At 72.7% G+C, this 19,521-nt stretch carries 18 protein-coding genes; 5 read left to right on the top strand and 13 right to left on the bottom strand.

The features are described 5' to 3' along the window. Positions 1-115: 115 nt before the first annotated feature. The 3 genes from ACL02U_RS19525 to fabG form a co-directional block, all read right to left on the bottom strand. Positions 116-1,708 carry a class I adenylate-forming enzyme family protein gene (locus tag ACL02U_RS19525; protein WP_412792149.1) on the bottom strand — a complete coding sequence of 531 codons (1,593 nt, stop codon included), beginning with the start codon at positions 1,706-1,708 and terminating at the stop codon, positions 116-118. Further along, entirely contained in the window at positions 1,701-2,675 is a 975-nt protein-coding gene (locus ACL02U_RS19520) for an aromatase/cyclase (RefSeq protein ID WP_412792148.1), read from the bottom strand. Before ACL02U_RS19520 ends, ACL02U_RS19525 begins: the two co-directional genes overlap by 8 nt. Before the next feature lie 71 nt (positions 2,676-2,746). Then, on the bottom strand, positions 2,747-3,532 hold the full coding sequence (gene fabG, locus ACL02U_RS19515) for a 3-oxoacyl-ACP reductase FabG (RefSeq protein ID WP_043405627.1): 786 nt from the start codon (positions 3,530-3,532) through the stop codon (positions 2,747-2,749). 200 nt (positions 3,533-3,732) lie between these two features. Between fabG and ACL02U_RS19510 the strand changes: the two genes are divergently transcribed. Next, positions 3,733-4,170 (top strand): nuclear transport factor 2 family protein, encoded by a 438-nt coding sequence (locus ACL02U_RS19510; protein ID WP_043405629.1) that lies wholly within the window; start codon positions 3,733-3,735, stop codon positions 4,168-4,170. A gap of 217 nt (positions 4,171-4,387) precedes the next feature. On the opposite strand, the gene ACL02U_RS19505 is transcribed toward ACL02U_RS19510, so the two are convergent. The 6 genes from ACL02U_RS19505 to ACL02U_RS19480 form a co-directional block, all read right to left on the bottom strand. After that, a complete protein-coding gene (locus ACL02U_RS19505; protein ID WP_043405632.1) occupies positions 4,388-4,651 on the bottom strand; it encodes an acyl carrier protein in 264 nt (87 codons plus the stop codon). A gap of 96 nt (positions 4,652-4,747) precedes the next feature. Next, entirely contained in the window at positions 4,748-6,022 is a 1,275-nt protein-coding gene (locus tag ACL02U_RS19500) for a ketosynthase chain-length factor (protein WP_079169752.1), read from the bottom strand. Continuing rightward, a complete protein-coding gene (locus ACL02U_RS19495; RefSeq protein ID WP_412792147.1) occupies positions 6,019-7,293 on the bottom strand; it encodes a beta-ketoacyl-[acyl-carrier-protein] synthase family protein in 1,275 nt (424 codons plus the stop codon). The genes ACL02U_RS19500 and ACL02U_RS19495 overlap by 4 nt, the downstream gene beginning before the upstream one ends. A 184-nt stretch (positions 7,294-7,477) precedes the next feature. After that, positions 7,478-8,236: a thioesterase II family protein gene (locus tag ACL02U_RS19490; RefSeq protein WP_053049604.1), complete on the bottom strand. Its 759-nt coding sequence runs from the start codon at positions 8,234-8,236 to the stop codon at positions 7,478-7,480. Further along, positions 8,233-9,006, bottom strand: a complete 774-nt coding sequence (locus ACL02U_RS19485) for a cyclase family protein (protein WP_043405637.1) — start codon at positions 9,004-9,006, stop codon at positions 8,233-8,235. Before ACL02U_RS19485 ends, ACL02U_RS19490 begins: the two co-directional genes overlap by 4 nt. Positions 9,007-9,205: 199 nt before the next feature. Further along, positions 9,206-10,024 (bottom strand): AfsR/SARP family transcriptional regulator, encoded by an 819-nt coding sequence (locus ACL02U_RS19480; protein WP_412792146.1) that lies wholly within the window; start codon positions 10,022-10,024, stop codon positions 9,206-9,208. A gap of 307 nt (positions 10,025-10,331) precedes the next feature. Between ACL02U_RS19480 and ACL02U_RS19475 the strand changes: the two genes are divergently transcribed. The 4 genes from ACL02U_RS19475 (at position 10,332) to ACL02U_RS19460 (ending at position 15,879) form a co-directional block, all read left to right on the top strand. Further along, positions 10,332-10,502 (top strand): hypothetical protein, encoded by a 171-nt coding sequence (locus ACL02U_RS19475; protein WP_412792145.1) that lies wholly within the window; start codon positions 10,332-10,334, stop codon positions 10,500-10,502. Continuing rightward, positions 10,502-12,793 (top strand): TOMM precursor leader peptide-binding protein, encoded by a 2,292-nt coding sequence (locus tag ACL02U_RS19470; RefSeq protein WP_412792144.1) that lies wholly within the window; start codon positions 10,502-10,504, stop codon positions 12,791-12,793. The genes ACL02U_RS19475 and ACL02U_RS19470 overlap by 1 nt, the downstream gene beginning before the upstream one ends. Positions 12,794-12,823: 30 nt before the next feature. Next, positions 12,824-14,377 carry a SagB family peptide dehydrogenase gene (locus ACL02U_RS19465; RefSeq protein ID WP_053049607.1) on the top strand — a complete coding sequence of 518 codons (1,554 nt, stop codon included), beginning with the start codon at positions 12,824-12,826 and terminating at the stop codon, positions 14,375-14,377. Positions 14,378-14,535: 158 nt separating this feature from the next. Next, positions 14,536-15,879 (top strand): sensor histidine kinase, encoded by a 1,344-nt coding sequence (locus tag ACL02U_RS19460; RefSeq protein WP_412792143.1) that lies wholly within the window; start codon positions 14,536-14,538, stop codon positions 15,877-15,879. Here ACL02U_RS19460 and ACL02U_RS19455 read toward each other — a convergent pair. The 4 genes from ACL02U_RS19455 to ACL02U_RS19440 form a co-directional block, all read right to left on the bottom strand. Then, on the bottom strand, positions 15,821-16,426 hold the full coding sequence (locus ACL02U_RS19455) for a response regulator transcription factor (protein ID WP_043405639.1): 606 nt from the start codon (positions 16,424-16,426) through the stop codon (positions 15,821-15,823). The two genes, ACL02U_RS19460 and ACL02U_RS19455, sit on opposite strands and share 59 nt — an antisense overlap. Before the next feature lie 125 nt (positions 16,427-16,551). Continuing rightward, the gene (locus ACL02U_RS19450; RefSeq protein ID WP_412792142.1) at positions 16,552-17,406 is read right to left on the bottom strand and encodes a 4'-phosphopantetheinyl transferase family protein; all 855 of its coding nucleotides are present in this window, start codon (positions 17,404-17,406) and stop codon (positions 16,552-16,554) included. Beyond that, positions 17,406-19,232 (bottom strand): acyl-CoA dehydrogenase family protein, encoded by a 1,827-nt coding sequence (locus ACL02U_RS19445; protein WP_412792141.1) that lies wholly within the window; start codon positions 19,230-19,232, stop codon positions 17,406-17,408. Before ACL02U_RS19445 ends, ACL02U_RS19450 begins: the two co-directional genes overlap by 1 nt. Further along, complete coding sequence (locus ACL02U_RS19440; RefSeq protein ID WP_412792140.1) at positions 19,229-19,489, bottom strand: DUF6059 family protein; 261 nt, start codon at positions 19,487-19,489, stop codon at positions 19,229-19,231. Before ACL02U_RS19440 ends, ACL02U_RS19445 begins: the two co-directional genes overlap by 4 nt. Positions 19,490-19,521: the final 32 nt, after the last annotated feature.

Genomic DNA, 19,521 nt, shown 5'->3' with positions numbered 1-19,521 from the left:
CCGGGCCGGATAGGCGCCGATTGCGAAGGCCGGACCGGAAGGGCCGCCCGGCCGGAGGGCCGTTTCAGGCCGGAAGGACCGCCGCCGGAAGGCCGCCCGGGCCGGGAAGGGTGGATCAGGCGGCGGCCAGGAGCCCGATCAACTGCTCGCGCAGTACCTGGCGCTGGATCTTGCCGTTGCCCGAGCGGGGGATGGCCTCGACGGCACGGGCGTGCCGGATGTGCTGGTAGTAAGGGAGCCGGTCGTTGACGAAGGCCACGGCCTCGGCGACGGCCTGCTCGGCGGTGCGGTCCGCGGTGGCCGACGGGTCGAGCACGATCAGGGCGCCGGCCACCGCGCCGCTGAACTCGTCCGGCAGGTCTACGACCACCGACTCGCGCACCAGCGGGTGCCGGCCGAGGACCAGCTCCACCTCCGAAGGCGCGACGAGGAAGTTGTCGCACTTGAAGACGTCCTTGAGGCGGTCGATGAGGAACAGCCGCCCCTCGTCGTCGATCCGTCCGACGTCCCCGGTGGTCAGCCAGCCGTCCGGCTCGACGCCGGTTCCGTCGGGGCCGCCGAGGTAGCCCTTCATCACCTGCGGCCCGCGCAGCTGCACCTCCCCCACCGAGCCGGCGGGCAGCACCGCGCGGCTCTGGACGTCCACCACCCGGCACTCGGTGCCGGGGACCGGCCTGCCGACCGAGCCGTGCACCGGGTGATCGGGGTCGTCGCTGTGGGTCAGCGGCGAGGTCTCGGCCAGCCCGTACCCCTGGAAGACGGGGATGCCGAAGCGCTCGGTGAGCCGGGCAGCGGCGGCGACCGGCAGGCCCGAGCCGCCGGAGGCGATCCGGGTGACGGTGCGCAGCCCCAGCTCGTCCAGCGTCGGGTCGGCGGCCAGCCGGGCCAGCCGTACGGGCAGGCTGTACAGGTGTGTCGCCCCGTGCTCGTTGGCGGCGGCGATCGCGTGGACCGGCTCGGGACCGGTGCACAGCACCTGCGTGGCGGCGGCCCGCACCGCGGAGTTGAGGTGCATGGGGTGGAAGGTCGGCAGGTGGTTGACGGTCACCGAGGTGCCGTCGAGGCGGTGGGCCAGGGCGATCTGGTCGGCGTTGACGGTCAGGTTGCGGTGGGTGAGCCGGACCGCCTTGGGCCGCCCGGTGGTGCCGCTGGTGAACTGAACGCAGGCCACGTCGTCGGCGCCCGCCGGCACCTCGGCCGGTACGCGGCCGTCCGGTGCCGTGTCGGCCGGCTCGCGCAGTCCGCGCAGCCCTTCGCGCGTGCGGTCGCCGATGAGGACCACCTGCTCCAGGCCGGGCAGCCGGTCCCGGACCCCGGCCAGCCGCTCATACAGCGCGGCGTCCACGAACGCCACCCGGGCCCGGCTGAGGGTGAGGACGTGCAGCAGGTCCTCCTCGCGCAGCAGCGGGTTGACCACCGCGGAGACGTGACCGGCGCGGGACGCGGCGTAGTACGCCACGGCGAAGTCCGGGTGCAGCACCGAGGCGACCGCGACGGTGGCGCCGGTCCCGGGCAGCAGCCTGCCCAGTGCCACGGCCGCCGCCGTGACCCGCCGGTCCAGCTCGCCGTAGGTGATCTGCTCCGGTCCGCACACCAGCGCGGTACGGCCCGGGGCCAGGGTGGCGGCCTCGGTCACCAGTTGGTCCAGCCGCCGGGGCACCATGGGTGCGTAAGGCTCGGGCGGCCAGGGTTGGGGCCGGTCAGCCACGGCGGGCCTCCGCGTAGGCGCGGGCGTGCTTGAGGGTGTTGGTGCTGTTGGTGCTCAGGGCCTGGTGGATGTAGGCACGGGCGTCGGCGACGGTCTTCCCCGCGCCGAGCACCTTCTCGACCGCCGCCGCCTTGATGATGACGGTGTGGCGCGAGGTGACGTCCACGCCGCCGCGCTCGGCCGGCACGATCGTCCAGCGGCCGGTGTGGGCCGTCATCAGCGCGGGCACGGTGGTCTGCTTGTAGACGATGCGGTCCTCGCCGAACACCACCCGGACCGACTCGGTGGTGTGCGTGGAGCCGTCGGCGGTCCGCGTGTCCATGGCCATGACCTGCAGCCCGGGGGTCTCCTCGGTCAGCTCCAGGCGGGCGACGTGCGGCAGGCGCTCGGGCCACAGGTCGGCGCGGTCGAGGAAGTCGAAGACGTCCTCGCCGGCCCCGTCGATGTGCACCGTGTCGTCGAAGGTGAACATCAACTCGTCCAACTGGTCCGCGAGTTCCGCAATCCGCTTGATGCCGTCGAGCTCCGCGGCGCTGTTGCGGTCGAGCGCGGCGCGGATCCACTCCTCGCCTTCGGTCGACCCGTCCACGGCGGTGAAGTCGTGGTACAGCTCCAGCAGGCAGCCGGCCGCGGAGGTGGGGGTGACCACCCACTTGCCGCCCATGGAGACGACCGGTGGCTGGGAGACCTCCTGGCGGAAGGCCACGGACAGGTTGGCGCGGTCCAGCTCGCGGCGCGAGATCCAGTGCTTGACCTCGCCGTTGGCGGTGGCCCAGATGTGGATGCGCTCGCTGGTGTCGTCCCGCTCCAGGTGCTCGACATGGACGTTCGGGGCGAAGAACTGCGGCCAGCGGGTGACATCGGCGATGATGTCGTACACGACCTCGGCCGGCGCCTCGATGGCGGTGCTGTGCAGGGTCCGGTGCTCCTGGGGCGCTGCGGGCGGGGCGGACACGTCAACGGACACGGGGTTTCTACCTCTCTTCGAGCATGGTTCCTGGGGCGGGTCCACCGGGCTTCGGGCGGGACCCGGGGATCTCAGTAGTTGCCGAGGCCGCCGCAGACGTTGAGTGCCTGCGCGGTGATCGAGGCGGCGGTGTCGGTGGTCAGGTAGCCGACCAGGCCGGCGACCTCTTCGGGGGTCGAGTAGCGGCCGAGCGGGATCTTCGCCTCGAACTGCTTCTGGATGTCGTCCACAGTGGTGTCGAACGCGGCCGCGTAGCCCTCGCGGACCCGCTGGGCCATCGGCGTCTCGACGTAGCCGGGGCAGACGGCGTTGACCGTGATGCCGGTGGCGGCCAGCTCCTTGCCGAGCGCCTTGCTGAAGCCGATCACGCCGTGCTTGGACGCGGAGTAGGGGGCGGCCAGGACAACGCCCTGCTTGCCGCCGGTGGAGGCGATGTTGATGATCCGGCCCCAGCCGCGCTCCTGCAGACCGCCCTGCTTGAGGACCTCACGGGTGGTCAGGAAGACGCTGTTGAGGTTGGTGTCGATGACGTCGTACCACAGCTCGTCGGTCAGGTCGGCGGTGACGCCGCCGCCGTTGCGGCCCGCGTTGTTGACCAGGACGTCGATCCGGCCGTACCGCTCGACCGCGGCGGCAACCAGCGCCCTGACCGACTCGGGGCGGCGCACGTCGGCGGTGGTGCCGTCGGCCTCCAGCCCCTCGGCGCGCAGTTCCTTGACGGTCAGCCGCACCGCTTCCGCGCCGCGGGCGCAGATGAAGACCACGAAGCCCGTGGCCGCGAGGGCCCTGGCCGTCGCCAGGCCGATGCCGCTGGTACCTCCAGTGACCAGCGCGACCCGCCGCTCCTCGTTCGCCATGGCGCACGCTCCCTTCACTCGTTGTCGCCGGCACGTTCGTCCCAGCCGGGGACCAACGTGCCGGGGCGGTCTCGAAAGGAGGTCGAGCGGAGCTGGACGGGGCGGGGCCGCCCGAGCTCCAGCGGCCTTCCAGCGCGGTTGGAGCCCGGCCGCGCAGACTCGCGGGCGACATCACCGCGCGTCCACCGGAAGGGACCAGCATGACCACCACGGAAACGGCCGTCGCCGAGGCCGTTCTGCACGTGCAGATCCAGCAGTTCTACGCCGCCCAGATGCAGCTGCTGGACAGCGGCAAGGCCGAGGACTGGGCCGAGACCTTCACCGAGGACGGCGTGTTCGCCGCGAACGCACACCCGGAGCCGGCCGAGGGCCGTCGCGTCATCGCCGCCGCGGCCCGCAAGGCCACCGACGAGTACGCGGCCAAGGGCATCCAGCGCCGCCACTGGCTCGGCATGGTCAACGTCGAACAGCGCGGTACCAACGAGGTGTTCGCCCAGTGCTACGCCCTCGTCATCGAGACCCCGCGCGGCGGCCAGGCCAGGCTGCACGTCAGCACCCGTTGCGACGACCTGCTGGTGCGCACGGAGGGCCGCTGGCAGGTCCGGCACCGCCAGGTGTACCGCGACGACCTGTCCTGACCTTCCCCTCGCGCGCCGCGCCCCGGACCGTGTCCCACGGCCGGGGCGCGGCGCTTTCGCGTGCGCACCGGGAAGGAACCGGAAGAGGCCCGCCCGTGAGCACGGCCACGGGAGAACCGGGGGACGGGGCCGGGGGTCCGGGAACAGGGCAACGCCGTCCGCCCGGTGGGCTGGCTCCGGGCGGACGGCGGGTGGGCTGCCGGTGCGGGCAGCGGAATCAGGCCGCGGCGGCCCGGGCCAGGCTCTCGTTGATGAAGGCCAGCAGCATCCGCGGCGTGTGCGCCTCGGCGACGGCGTCGTCGGAGATCCGGACGTCGTAGTCCTGCTCGATGCGGCCCGTGGTCTGGAGCACCGCGAGCGAGTCGTAGCCCAGCTCGATGAACGGGACGTCCATGACGTCACCGTCCAGGTCCACGCCTTCCTCCTCGCCGGCGCACTCGCGCAGCAGCTGGGTGAGTTCGTTGAGCGTCATTTCAGCCATGAAGAAACACCTTTCGGTACGGATCCCGGTTCGTGGAACCGGCGGTGCGGAAAATCCAGCCCGGAGGGCTGACTTGGGGCGGAGGTGGCCGTCCGGTCACGGCGCGGAGGTCACCACCGCGGCGGCGTTGAAGCCGCTGAAGCCGCGGGCGAGCACCAGCGCGCTGCGCACCGGGCCCCGGCGCGGGGCGGTCACCAGGTCGAGGCAGAGCCCCTCGGCGGGCTCGGTGACATTGACCGTGGGCGGGATCACCGAGTCCCGGACGGACAGCAGCGCCGCCGCCAGATCGAGCGAGGCGCCGCCCGCGGCGAGCCTGCCGGTCATGGTCTTGGGTGCGGTGACGGGCACCTTACCGGGTCCGAAGATCCCGTTGACGGCCTCGGCCTCCAGCCGGTCCAGTTCGGGCACACCGGAGGCGTCGGCGAACACCACGTCCACGTCTGCGGGCGACAACCCGGCGTCGGACAGGGCGAGTTCTGCTGCACGGCGCAGTCCGGGCTCACCCTCTCGGCCCGGTCCCGGGTCGAAGGTGGCCGCGTAGCCCGCGAGGGTGCCGTAGCAGCGGGCGCCGCGGGCGCGGGCCGTCTCGGCGTCCTCGAGGATCAGGATCGCGCCGCCCTCGCCGGGCACATGGCCGGCCGCCCGGGCGTCGAACGGCAGATACGCCTGCCGGGGGTCGTCCCGGATGCTCAGGCGCCCGCTGGTGAGCTGCGCGGTCCAGCCCCACGGGCAGATCGCGCCGTCCACGCCGCCGGTGACCATCATGCGGCTGCCCTTGCGCAGCTGGCGGCGGGCCTGGGCGACCGCGTCCAGGCCGCCGGCCTGCTCGGTGACCAGGACGCCGCTGGGACCGCGCAGCCCGTGCCGGATGGAGATCTGGCCGGTGTTGACGGCGTAGAACCAGGCGAAGGACTGGTAGGCGCTGACGTGCTGGCCGCCCTTGCTCCACAGGGCCTCCAGTTCGCGCTGGCCGAACTCGAAGCCGCCCGCGGAGGCGGCGGTGACCACGCCCGCCGCGTACTCCGGCAGCTCCTTCAGGTCCAGCCCGCTGTCCTCGACGGCCTCGGCCGCCGCGGTCAGGGCGAGCCGCGTCATGTGGTCGGTCTGCGGGATCAGCCGGCTGGGGATGTGTTCCCTGACCTCGAAGCCGGGCACCTCCCCGGCGAGCCTGGCCGGGTACTGGGAGGCGTCGAAGCGGCTGACCGGTCGGATGCCGCTCTCGCCGGCGAGGGTGGCGCTCCACCAGTCCTTGGTGCCCAGGCCGTTGGGCGCGGTGACGCCGACGCCGGTGAACACCGGGGCCGCCGTACGGTTCTGGCCGCCGTGCGCGGCGGTGCCGGCCCAGGTCCGCTCTGTCTGTGCGACGCTCATGCCGCCTCCCTCTTCTCCGGCCGGGTGAGAACCATGGCGCTCTGGAATCCGCCGAAGCCGCTGCCGACGCTGAGCACCGTGTCGATCCGTGCCCCGCGGGCCGTGATCGGCGTGTAGTCCAGGTCGCACTCGGGGTCCGGCTCTCGCAGGTTGGCCGTCGGCGGGACGACGCCGTGCTCGATGGCCAGGGCCGAGGCGGCGATCTCCAGGGAGCCGATGGCACCCAGCGAGTGGCCGATCATCGACTTGATGGAACTGACCGGGACCTGGTACGCGTGCTCTCCGAGGCTCCGCTTGAAGGCGGTGGTCTCGTGCCGGTCGTTCTGCTTGGTGCCCGATCCGTGGGCGTTGACGTAGTCGACCGCGGCCGCATCGAGCCGGGCCTCGTCCAGGGAGACGCGGATCGCCTCGGCCATCTCCTTGCCGTCCGCGCGCAGGCCCGTCATGTGGTATGCGTTGGAGCGGGAGGCGAAACCGGCAATCTCGGCGTAGATGTGCGCCCCGCGGGCACGCGCTGCCTGGAGCTCCTCCAGGACGAAGACCGCCGCGCCCTCGCCCAGCACGAAGCCGCTGCGGGTGCGGTCGAACGGCCGCGAGGCGTGCTCGGGGTCGTCGTTGCGGGCGGTGGTGGCCTTGATCGCGTCGAAACACGCCACGGAGATCGGCGAGATCGGGGCGTCGGTGGCGCCGGTGATCATCACGTCGGCGCTGCCCTCCCGGATCAGCTCGACGGCGTGGCCGACGGAGTCCAGCCCCGAGGTGCAGCCGGTGGAGACCACCCCGGCCGGGCCCTGCGCGCCCACGGCCCAGGCCACCTCGGTGGCGAAGGAGCTGGGCACGAAGTGGTTGAACAGGTGGGAGACGGCGTACCCGTGGTCGACGTGCCACTTGGCTCCGCTGTCGCTCACGACCGCGTACTCGGTGTCCAGGCCGGTGGTCGCGCCCACCGCGCTGCCGATGGTCACGCCCACCCGGAACGGGTCCTGCGCGTCCAGGTCCAGGGCGCTGTCGGCGACCGCCTCGCGGGCGCTGACCACGGCGAACTGGGCGGCCCTGTCCATACGGCGGATCTCGCGGGGGGTGAGCCCCGACCGGGCCGGGTCGAAGTCGGACTCCGCCGCGATCCGGGACCGGAAGGAGGACGCGTCGAACAGGGAGATCGGGCGGGTCGCTGTGCGTCCCTCGGTCAGCAGCGACCAGAACTGCTGCTTTCCCCCGCTCCCTCCGGGGGCGACCACACCGATTCCGGTGATGACCACTCGACGTTTCATCGCTGCCCACCCTCCCGGGGCCGCTCGGCCCGGATGTGGTGACGGGTGCGCCCTGTCTTCACGACCGCGTCCTCTCTACTCGGTTTCCCGGGGTTTCCCGACCGTTTCCGCGGTGACGACGGCGTTCGGGGTGGCCCGGATCAGTTCCTGTTCCGAAGGTGCTTTCGACGGTGCGGCACGGCCCTCAAAGACTGCTCGACTTGGGGCGGACGGCCGCTCGGGAGGCGTACGACCACGTGTCCAGCTCCTCGCTGAGCAGCCTGGGCAGCCGCCCGTCGCGTACGAAGAAGTGACCGCCGGCGACCGTACGCAGCGCGAAACCGGCGGTGGTGTACGCGCGCCAATGCTCGACCTGGCAGACGGGCGCGACGGCGTCCTCGCGGCCCGCGACGGCGAGCACCGGTACGTGCAGCGGCCCTCCCTCGGCAGCGCGCAGGGTGGTGGCCAGTTTCAGGTCGTCGCGGATCACGGGCAGCGCCCGGCGGTGCCACACGCCGTCCTCGTCCTCCTCCAGGGCTGCCCGGGGCAGCTGGCCGTGGGCCACCAGCCGGCACAGCAGCTCGTGGTCCGACGGGAAGGGGTCGGGCAGCAGCGGGGAGGGCAGGTGCAGGGGCAGCGCGGCGCCCAGCACCACGAGGTCCGGCTCGCGCAGGCCGAGCCCGGCCACGGCGTGGGCGAAGGTGTGGGCGACGAGTGCGCCCAGGCTGTGCCCGTACAGCGCGTACGGCCGGTCCAGCAACGGCCCCACGCTGTCCAGCAGTTCGGCCATCAGCTGGCCGGGGTCGGTGATCCTCGGCTCGGCGGCGCGGGCGTCGCGCCCGGGCAGCAGGACGGGCACCACCTCGCGGCGCTCGCCGAACACCCCCTGCCAGCGTGCGAAGGAGCTGACCCCGGCACCCGCGTGATGGAAGCAGAACAGGCGCGGGCGCGCGTGACCGGTCACTCCTCCACCAGGGCCACGGCGCGCGTCCAGCCGGCCCCGGCACCGGCGATCTTGACGGGGAAACAGGCGACGCGGAAGCCGAAGGGCTGTTCGAGGTCGCCCAGTCGGGTCAGCCGCTCGATCTGGCAGTACTCGCGGCGGCGCCCGGCGAAGTGCGCGGGCCACAGCACCGACGCGTCGCCTGTCTTCCGGTACCGCTCGATCATGTCGGTGAAGGGCGCGTCCAGGCTCCAGGCGTCGGTGCCGATGACGCGCACCCCGAGGTCGAGGAGGTAGTCGACGGCCGGTCCGTCCAGCCCGGCGAAGTCGGTGAAGTAGCGGGGGGTGCCGGCATGCCGGTCGGCGCCCGTGCGCAGCAGCACGATGTCCAGGGGGCGCGGCCGGTATCCGATGCGCTCCAGCTCGGCCCTGATCCGGTCCGCGCCGATCGCGCCGACGCCGGCGTCGCTCAGGTCGAGGACGACCGCCGGGCGCAGGAACCAGTCCAGCGGCATCTGGTCGATGTGCCGCGGAACGCCGTAGTCGCCGGCCGATCCGTAGTGCGAGGGCGCGTCCACGTGCGTGCCGGTGTGGCTGGTGAGCGTCAGCGTGTCCAGGGAAAGCAGCTCGCCGCCGGGCAGCTCGGCCGGGTCGAGTTCCAGGCCGAAGTGCTCCCGCATCTCCTCGCTCATGTGGCGGGCGCCCTCGGCGGGCGTCATGATCTCGTGGGTGATCGGATCCGGCTCCCAGCCGGAGGCGTCGATCGGCTGCGAAAGGTCGATGATGCGCAAGGTGCCCCCACATCGTGCGTCGGGTTCCGACCACGGGATACGGCGGAACGTCTCGCCTGCACTGTGGGGGTCACGGCTGGAGTACGGATCGAGGCCCGGCCGCGGCCCCGTCCCCGGCGCACGGGCGAACGGGGAACGGGGCCGGTGCCGGGAGTCGGCCGGCCCGGTGCGACGCACGCCCCATCGGGGCCGTGCCAGGTCAGGCGGCGTACAGGCCGAACTGCGAGCGACGCTCGGTGCCCGGCGCGTCCAGGGACGGGTCGGCGGCCAGGATCGCCTGGTGCAGGCCCCGTACGTGCGCGGAGGGCTCCAGTCCCAGCTCCTCCACCAGGCGCCCGCGCAGCCTCTGGTAGACCTCCAGGGCCCGCCAACGGCGGCCCGAGCGGTACAGGGCGGTCATGCAGTGCGCGTGCAGGTTCTCGTGCAGCGGGTGCTGGCTGACCAGCGTGGTCAGCTCGGCCAGCAGCTGGCCGTGGCGGCCCAACCGCAGATCTGCCTCGATGCGCCGCTCCAGGGCACCGAGCCGGCTCTCCTCCAGGCGCGCCAGCTCGATCTGCAGCAGCGGGCCGATGCGCACGTCGACCAGGGCGGGGCCGCGCCACAGCGACAGCGCCTCGTCGTAGGCGGCCGAGGCGGCCTCGTCCTCACCGTTGTCGAACGCCTGCTGGCCCGCGGCGACGAGTCGCTCGTACCAGTGCACGTCGACCGAGCCCTGCGGGACCTGCAGCAGATAGCCCCCGTGCCGGGTCACCAGCACGTCCTTGGCGCCCTGCGGCGCGTCGGTGCCCAGCGCAGCGGTGATCAGCCGGCGCAGCTGGAGGATGTAGGTCTGCAGCGTGGTGAGCGCGCTGCGGGGCATCTCGGTGCCCCATATCTCCTCCATCAGCGTGGGTACGGGCAGCACCTGATTGGCGTTCAGCGCGAGCAGGGACAGCAACTGGCGGGGCTTGCCGGCGTTGGGGGCGATGGAGACCGAGTTCAGCTCCGCGCTCAGCGGGCCGAGAAGTTCGATGTGCACAGGGATCCTCCGAGATCCGATCCGCGGGGTGAGTCCGCCGACGTCGTACATGGCCGGTTCCAGCCGGACTTCGTGACCACTCGAGCATGTCGCGGAGGCATGGCCGGTTCCCAGTGCCGCCGTCCTGAACCCGCCGCGCACCACACACCCGGCACCCATGAACTTTTCATCCCAGGCGCATGACGCCGGCACTGGCCCGGTCCTCTCGGCCCCAGCAGACTTCTGGCTGTCACCGCGGCTCACCGCCCGAAGCGGCGTGGCACAGACCCGGTTGACCGATCACTCACCGCCCTGGAGGAAGAGACGAATGGCCATGCAGACCCTGTGCGCGATGGACGAGTTCGACGACCTGGTGATCGAGGACCTCGTCCACGGCGCCCACTGGGCCCCGCCCACCGACGTCTTCGTCTGCTGGGCCGAGGCGCGGTTCTCCGCCTTTGCCGGCCAGGCCCGCCAGCTCGCGCACCGCGCCGCCTGATGACGGTGCCCGCGCCTTCCGCCCCCGGCACCTGTCTCGGCTTCAAGCCGCATCTGCGGGTCGAGGCGGTGCCGGGTGAGGCGGTGTATCTGATCTCGGACCAGCGTGTGACCGCCCTGCGCGGCGAGCAGGTCACGCGGCTGGCCGCGCTGCTGGACGGCACCCGCCGCCGGGAGTCGGTGCTGCGGGAGGCCGCGGACATCATGCCCACCGAACAGGCCGACCGGCTGGTGGCCCGGCTCTCCCGAGCCGGTCTGCTGGCCGAGCGCCCCGCCTGTCCGGCCCCCGGGGCGGCCGCCGAGCACGCCTACTGGGAGGCCGCGGGCCTGGCCGGCCCCGCCGCATCCGACCGCCTGCACGCCGCGGCGGTGCACGTCGCCGCCGTGGGCCGCGCCGACGCCGGCGAGTTGCTGCGGGCAGCCGAGGCCGCGGGCCTGCGCACCCTGCCCGCCGCCCGCGCCACCGACGCCGACCTCACCCTCGTGCACTGCGAGGACTACCTGGACCCCGCCCTGAAGGCCGTCGACGCCGAGCACCGGGCGGCGGGCCGGCGCTGGCTGCCGGTGAAGACCGGCGGCACACAGACCTGGATCGGTCCGTTCTTCGGCGCCGCGGACGGGGCCTGCTGGTCATGCCTGGCCGACCGGCTGTGGCGGGGGCGCCCGGTCGAGGCGCACGTGCAGCGCATGCTGCACCGCTCCGGGCCGCTGCCCCGGCCCTCGTGCGCGCTGCCCGCCAGCCGGCTGGCCGGGCTGCACCTGGCGGTCCTGGAGGCCGTCAAGTGGCTGGGCGGCCACCGCCATGCGGGCCAGCAGCAGCTGTGGACCCTGGACGGCCTGGACCTCACCGGCGAGCGCCACCCGGTGCAGCGCCGCCCGCAGTGCTACGCCTGCGGCGAGCCCGAACTGATGGATCGCCAGGTGAGCTCCCCCGTCGCCCTCGTTTCGCGTCCCAAGCAGGACATCGGCGCAGGAGGCCACCGGGCGCTCACCCCGGAGCAGATGCTGCAGCGGTACGGACACCTGGTCGACCCGCTCACCGGTCTGGTGAAGGAGATCCGCCGGGACCCGCGCGGCCCGGCCTTCCTCAACTCCTTCCACGCCGGCCACAATCCCGCGGCCGGCACGCGCGGCCTGAGCGCCCTGAGCTCCGGGCTGCGCAGCACCAGCTCCGGCAAGGGGGTGACGCCCCTCCAGGCCCGGGTGGGTGCGCTCGGCGAGGCCATGGAGCGGCACTGCGGCCATCTCCAGGGCGACGAGCCGATCCGCCGGGCGGCCCTGCGAGAGCTGGGCGAGGAGGCCGTCCACCCGGACAGCGTGCAGTTGTACGACCCGCGCCAGTACCGCGACCGGAGCCGCTGGAACACCGAGCACAGCCACTTCCACCACGTCGCCGACCCGTTCGACGAGAACGCCGAGATCGAGTGGACGCCCGTGTGGTCGCTCACCGCCCGGCGCCACCGGCTGCTGCCCACCTCCCTGCTGTACTACGGCACCGCGCAGCTGGCGGCGGGCCGCTACTGCCACGCGCACTCCAACGGCACCGCCGCCGGCGGCAGCCTGGAGGACGCGGTGCTCCAGGGGTTCCTGGAACTCGTCGAGCGGGACGCGGTGGCCCTGTGGTGGTACAACCGCACCCGCCAGCCCGGCCTCGACCTGGACTCCTTCGCCGACCCCTGGATCGCCGAACTGCGCGGCGTGCACGCCTCGTTGCACCGCGAGGTCTGGGCCCTGGACCTCACCTCGGACCTCGGCATCCCGGTCTTCACCGCGCTGTCCCGGCGCACCGACAAGCCCGCCGAGGACATCGTGCTGGGCTTCGGCGCCCACTTCGACCCCCGTGTCGCCCTGCGCCGCGCCCTGGCCGAGACCAACCAGCTGCTGCCGCCGGTGCTCGACGCCCGCCCCGACGGCTCCGGCTACGCCCTCAGCGACCCCGATACCCTCGACTGGATGCGCACCGCACGCGCGGACAACCAGCCCTACCTGCTGCCCGACCCCGCCGCCCGCCCCGTACGCCCCACGGACCGTCCGTATGCGCCGCGCGCGGACCTGCTGGAGGACATCGCGGCCGCCGAGGACGTCGTCGCCCGCGCGGGCCTGGAGCTGCTCGTGCTCGACCAGACCCGTCCTGACGTGGGACTGCCCGTGGTCCGGGTGATCGTGCCGGGCCTGCGCCCGCACTGGGCCCGCTTCGCCTCCGGACGGCTCTTCGACGTCCCCGTGCAGCTCGGCAGGGTCGCCGCCCCGACCTCGTACGAGGACCTCAACCCCGTACCGCTGTTCCTCTGAACCCGCCCGCCTCGGACCTGGAATCGACTCTTGCTGATCGGTCACCTTGCGGGGCTCCAGCTCACCGAGCTGTGGTCCCTGCGCGACGACACCTTCCCGCACCTCGACTGCGACCCGTCCGATCCGCCGTGCCCCGTCGTGCTCGACACGCGCTGGGGGGAGCTGCGGCTCGACGCAGCGGGTCCGGCCGTGCGGGAAGCCCTGCGGCGGATGCGCACCGGCCCCGTGTCGTTGCGCAATGTCGTCGCGGACTTCCCCGAGAACGGGGTCGCCGAACCGGGCCGGGCGCTCAGCCCCGAGGCGGCCGAACTGGTCGCGGTGCTGGACCGGATCCAGCACGTAGTGGTGCGCACCCTCGCCGTCGGCTCGATTCCGCTGCTGTCCGTCGTCCCGTTGTCCCTGCAGGCCGGGTTCGCGCCGCGGCCCGTGCCCCGGAACCTGCCCGCGCGGCTGTCCCGTTTCACCGTGCTGCGCCACGCCCAGGGCACGCTGCGCCTGGAGTCCCCGCTGTCCCACCACCGCGCCGAACTGCTGCGCCCCGAGGCGTCCGTGCTGCTGGCCCGGCTCTGCGGCACGCCCGCGGACGCGGCGGCCGCCGCACCGCCCGGGGAGTGGGGACTGCCCGCTCTGCCCGACGCCGTCGTGGACACGGCCCTGTCCTACCTGAGCGCGGCCGGCCTGGCCGTCCTCGCCGAGACCGGCCCCGGCGGCCCCGGCGCACCGCCGCGGTTCGACGAGGACCACGATCCGGCACTGCTGGCCTGGTCCCCCGACGATCTGCTGCTGCACTCGCGCAGCAGGCTCGGCCGGCACGACGGCGATGTCGGTGCCACCTTCGAGCACGCCGCCCGGCTGCCCGCCGAGCCCGTCGTCAAGGCGGCGCACGCCTCGCGGACCATCCCGCTGCCCCGCCCCGAGCCGGACGAACTGGCCCGCACCGGGCCGGCCTTCAGTGCCGTCATGGAGCGGGGCCCGTCGCTGCCGGTCGGCGCCGGAGAGCTGACCCGGGAGCAGATCGGATCGCTGCTGTACCAGGCGGCACGGGTGCGTTCGGTGTTCGCTGCCGGCCGCGAAGCCCCCGACGGCTACCTGTACAGCGAGCGCCCCTACGCCAGCCTGGGTGACACCTACGCGCTGGAGCTGTATCTGCTGTTCCCGTCGGAGCGCAAGAACGTCTGGCCCGCGCCCGGTGCCTACCACTACGACCCGGTGGCCCACGCTCTGGAGAGGATCGACGAGGTGCCCGAGGCGCTGGCCGAACTCGCGGTCGTCGCCCAGGCCGAGGCGCGACTGGCCGCCCTGCCCGAGCTGCTGATCACCATCACCGCCCGCTTCCGCCGCGCGTCCGGCAAGTTCAGCGGTATCGCCTACGCCAGTGTCCTCAAGGACGTCGGCGCGCTGCAGCAGACCCTCTCCCTGGTCGCCACCGCCCTGGGCCTCGGCTCGTGCGCACTGGCCATGGGGGATGCCGATGCCGCGGCGCGGGCGCTGGGACTCGACTGGCGCACGGAGTCGAGCGTGGGCGAGTTCCTGATCGGCGCGCCCGTGCCGGCCGGGGCCGGCGCCGGGCGCAACGCCGCATAGCAGCTGCCCTTCGCCCGGTTCGGACCATCACATCGGCCGGTCGTTCCGGCATGGCGAACCGTAACCGTGTGTGGTTAGGCTGCCTCACGAGTTCAGTAACATCCGGTGGCGCCCTCACGGCCGTGCCTGCCGGACATGTCAAGGGGGAGGATCGCTCTATGGATTCCGGCTGTCCGCCGCAGGCCATACCGAACGCGTCCCGGGTCGGCGACTCCAAGCGCATGGCTCCCAGACTCGCCATGACCATCACGACCGTCGTGCTGTGCGCTTTCTGTTTCGTCGCGGTCACCTACGAGTTGAGCTCCCGGCCCTCCGTCGACTCCTTCGCCGAGGCCATGGGACTGCTGCTGGTGGTGTTCGTGGTCCAGCTGCAGATCTCCTTTCCCCGGTTCGTGCCGGTCCTCGGTCGGCACCGGCTGATCCTGCTGCTCGTGCAGTCTCTGCTGACGTATGTGCCCTTCCTGTTCTACGGGCAGGCGTGGCTGCCGCTGCCGGGGCTGCTGGCCGGGTCCGCGCTGCTGATGCTGCCCGACGTCCTCGCCTGGCCGGCCTTCGCTGTGATCGTGGCCAGCACCGATGTGCTCCAGTTCTTCGTCGGGCTCGGCTGGCGCGACGTGTCGTACACCACCGTCTCCACCGTCCTGACCGGCCTGGTGGTCTTCGGCCTGTCCCGCCTGACCGACATGGTCACCGAGGTCCACCAGTCCCGCGCGGACCTGGCCCGACTGGCGGTGGACCAGGAGCGGCTGCGCTTCGCCCGGGACCTGCACGATCTGCTCGGCTACAGCCTGTCGACCATCACCCTCAAGTGTGAGCTGGCCTACCGCCTGCTGCCCGGGCACGCCGGGCGCGTGCAGCAGGAACTCACCGAGATCCTGCGCACCTCGCGCCAAGCGCTGTCCGACGTGCGCGCGGTGGCCAGCGGCTACCGGGACATGAGCCTGTCCACCGAGGTCGCCGACGCCGAGTCCATGCTCGACGCGCTGGACATCACCACCACCACGCACGTCACCTGCGGGACACTGCCCCGCGAGGTGGACACCACCCTCGCCACGGTCCTGCGCGAGGGCCTGACCAACGTGCTCCGGCACAGCAAGGCCTCGCGCTGCAGGATCACCGCGCTGCGCCGGGGCCGCACCGTGACGTTCCGGCTCGCCAACGACGGCGTCGACGGTGCCCGGGTGCACCTTCGGCCGCTGGCGTGCGAGGAGCGCAACGGCAACAGCGGGATCCGCAACCTCGCCACCCGCGTCGAGGCGATCGGTGGCACGCTGACCGCGGGGAGCCGCTCCGACGGCTGGTTCGTCCTGGAGGCGGTCATCGCACTCACCGACACCACCGCGGAAGAGAACGGCCCCGACGGTGTCGAGGCCGGTGACCCGCGGCTGGAAGGTGTGGGCGCCGATGCGTCGTGCGAGGGAGGGCTGACCGGCGCCCCGGGTGTCACAGCCAGCCCGCCTCGCGGGCGATGCGGATGGCGTCCACGCGGTTGCGGGCGTTGAGCTTGTTGACGGCGGCCGTCAGGTAGTTGCGTACCGTGCCTGCCGACAGGAAGAGTCTGGCCGCTATCTGCCGCGCCTCCTCGCCCTGGGCCGCGAGCCGCAGCACCTCAAGCTCCCGGCTGGTCAGCGTGGTCGCCTCCGGCTCCAGGGCGGCCAGCGCCAGCGACGGGTCCACCACCCGCTCACCGGCCGCCACCGAGCGGATCGCGGCGATGAGCCGGTCCGGTTCGGTGTCCTTGAGCAGGAAGCCGGAGGCATGGGCGGCCACCGCCCGGCGCAGGTTGCCGGGGCGGCCGAAGCTGGTGAGGATGAGCGTGCGGCAGCCGGGGACCGCGGTGTGCAGCTCGCCCGCCGCCGTGATGCCGTCCGTACCCGGCAGATCAATGTCCAGCACGGCGACATCCGGCCGTTCGCTCTTCGCCCGCGAAACGATGTCACTGCCGTTGGAGACTTCCGCCACGACGGCGATATCGTCCTCCAGTTCGATCAGCGCCGCCAAGGCCCTTCGGAGCATGTGCAGGTCTTCGGCAATCAGAACCCTGATCATTCTCTCCCCCGTATATGTCTGGTGCGTTCGTCATTATGCAATCCCGAACAGCCACGGAAGATCAAGCAGCCGTGTCCACCACGACGCCCGGCATTCACCGCGCGTACGCCCCACGGCCGTACGGGTCAGGCTCCTTCCCGGCCCAGCAGATCCACCACCTGCCCCAGGAAGCCCTCGTCCAGCATCGTCCCGACCGAGGTGTCCTCCTCCCCTCCGTGGCCCGCGTCCTGGCACGCGATGCTCACCAGATACCGGTCGTTGGCGGTGCGCCCGCCGTTCAGTTCCAGCCCGAAGGTGCCGAAGGACCACTCTCCGTGCGAGGCCGCGCCTCCGTCCGGCGTCTGCAGCTCCCGCCCCCCGGGGCCGAAGCCGAACTGGGTGAATCCCAGCCGCATGCCCTGCCCCAGCGCCTTGGTGTACGCCTCCTTCAGCGTCCAAGTCCGCAGCAGCTCCGCCTCCTGCTCGGGCCCGGACAGATCGGCGAGCCGCGCGCGCTCGGCCGGCGTGCACATCTGCCGGTACACCTCGGAGTACCGCAGTCTGCGCCCCGCCAGCTCGGTGTCCACCCCGATCCGGCCGAGCCGGTTGAGGCCCACCACGACCAGGTCCAGGGTGTGACTGAGGCTGACGTCGATCTGGTCACAGCCACGCAGATACGGCCGCCCGCCGGGCTTGTACGCCAGTTCCACTGCGTCCGGCAGCACGTCCAACGCGGCACTCGCGGCATGCCGTACGAGCATCCGGGAGACCGCGAAGCGGTATTTGACCTCGGGTTTGGCCAGGGCGTTGAAGCGCTGCCAGTCGCGGTTGCCCAGCAGCGAGCGCAGTTCGGGCCCTGCGGCCACCACGGACTGCCACTGCTGCCAGTTCGCGTACACCACCGCGTTACCGAAGAACGCCACGGATTCGCGGACGCGCAGCCAGGGGCCGTGCGGGCCCTCCATCCGGATCGGTGCGGTGACCGAGCCGCGCCCCGCCATCAGGCGGCCCTCTCTGTCCGTGCGGGCCCGTCCGGCGCCCCGCCGGACCCGCCGGACCCGCCGGACCCGCCGGACCCGCCGGACCCGCCGAGTGCAACGCCGTGCAGGTCGTAGCCGTGCCCGGTGTGCAAGCGGGCCACCGCCTCGCGGTACACCCGCTCCACACAGTCGGGCGGCGCGTCGGGGAGCCTGAGGCCCAGCCGTCCGGCGAGCCTGCCGAGGGCGAGGACCAGCCACGCCGGGTCGGCGAGAAAGGGGTCCGTGCCGTCCTCCAGGCGCACCCAGTGGCCCAGCGCGGCCCCGGCGGCGGCCACCATGACATAGCGGTCCGTCAGCGCGGCCCACCGCGCACTGGCCGCGAGCGTGCGGCTGTCCAGGACCACCGCACCGAACCGGTCGCGCAGCTCGGCCAGTTCGGCCGCGAACGCCTCGGCCATGGTGCACAGCAACGCCCGGGTCCCGTCGTCGCCGTGGCCCGGGTGCGGGCCGCCGCCGTCCCGCAGCCGGCGCACCGCGCCGAGCAGCGCCGCGACGAGCCGGTCCTCGCCCCCGGCCACCGCCAGTGACTCCAGCGCAAGCGGCGCCAACGGCTGCCGGGTGGCGAACAGCAGGTCCGGTGGCTCCTGCGTCACCCCCCACGACCGTCGTGCCAGGAGCGGGAGTTGCGGGATGAGCACCGCCTGGCAGGCCGCCGTGCCCATGTGCCCGAGCCCGGCGGCGGGCAGATCACGCAGCAGCTTCTGCAGGAATCCGTGCACGCTGTCCCGGCGGTAGCCCGAGGCACCGAGCACGGTGCCCAGCTCCTCCAGGTCCTCCCGTACGAGATCGGGCACCAGGTACTTGACCGCGGCGGCCCCGAGATGGGCGCTGTCCGGGAACAGGTGCAGGGAGCGCAGCACCGCAGTCGCCATCGCGTCGCACAGCAGCAGGTCGGCGAAGACCGCGGTCAGCACGGCTCGTTGACGCCTGCCCGCGTCGCCCTCGCGGCCGGTCACCACGGTGCGGACAGCCGCCCTCAGTAGGGTGTCGGCGGCGCCGAGCAGCACGGAGGAGACCAGCGAGCGGTTGAGCTGGAAGGTGCGCAGTGCCAGCTGCACCCCCTGGCCCGGCTCTCCCACCAGGGCGTCGGCCGGCACAGTGCAGTCGGTGAACTCCAGTCCCGCGAACCGGCAGCCGCGCATCCCGGTGCTCGGCTTCCTGGGCAGGACACGCGGTCCGCCCCCGGTCACCGCGTCGGGATCCAGCAGCAGCACGGAATGACTGGCCGGTCCTCGTCCCCGCCCGGTCCGGGCGTACACCACGAGGGCCCCCGCCCGCTCGGCGTTGACCACGCCGTCCTTGCGGCCGCTGAGCACGAATCCGCGTGCGTCGAGGCGGGCGACCAGTTCGCTCTGCCACATGGCGTTGCCATGCGCGAGGCTGTGGTGCACGATCCCAGCTCTGCCCCCACCGCGCAGCAGTTCGGCGAGCCGCGCTCGCTGCCCCGGCGAACCGGCGGCCCAGACCGCCGACGCGGCGAACAGCGATGTGATCCCGTACCCGAATCCCAGCGCGACATCGCGGCGGAACACCGGGCGCAGGATCCGCGCGAGCGCATCGGCCCGCGCCAGCCGCCCGCCGAGCGCAGCGGGGACGAACTCGGCACCGAACCCGATCGTGTCCAGTCGCCGTTCGGCCTCGGCCGACAGCTCGAACCTCTCGTCCGCCGCCAGCAGGGCGGTGAACCCGACCGGATTCTCGGCGTCGTCCGGATCCCCGAAGGCGTTCTCCACTTCCGTGATCCGGCGCCGTACCCCGGCCTCGGCTTCCGTCACTGCCTTGCTCACCACAAACTCCTCGTCGGAAGCCAGTCGCACAGCTTCGCCAATTCCCTCGCCAGTTCCCGCTCCACCGCGCTCAGCGGGACGTCGGGCCGCAATCGCTCCGGATGCCCGGGCAGCGGCCCGGTGAGCGGCTCCCGCTCATGGCTCCGGGGAAATCCGCCCAGCATCGCCTCGCCGAACGTCACCAGTCCCCGCCACACACACTTCGTCCCGCGTACGGCCCACAGCGCCGCCCATCGCCCGACACGTCGGAAAGCCAACCGGCTCACCTCCCATCACCTACAGACCCCGC

Source organism: Streptomyces sp. MS06 (genome assembly GCF_047200655.1).
Lineage (GTDB): Bacteria > Actinomycetota > Actinomycetes > Streptomycetales > Streptomycetaceae > Streptomyces.
Note: the sequence above shows the minus strand (reverse complement) of the source record. Positions and strands in the feature narration are given on the sequence as shown.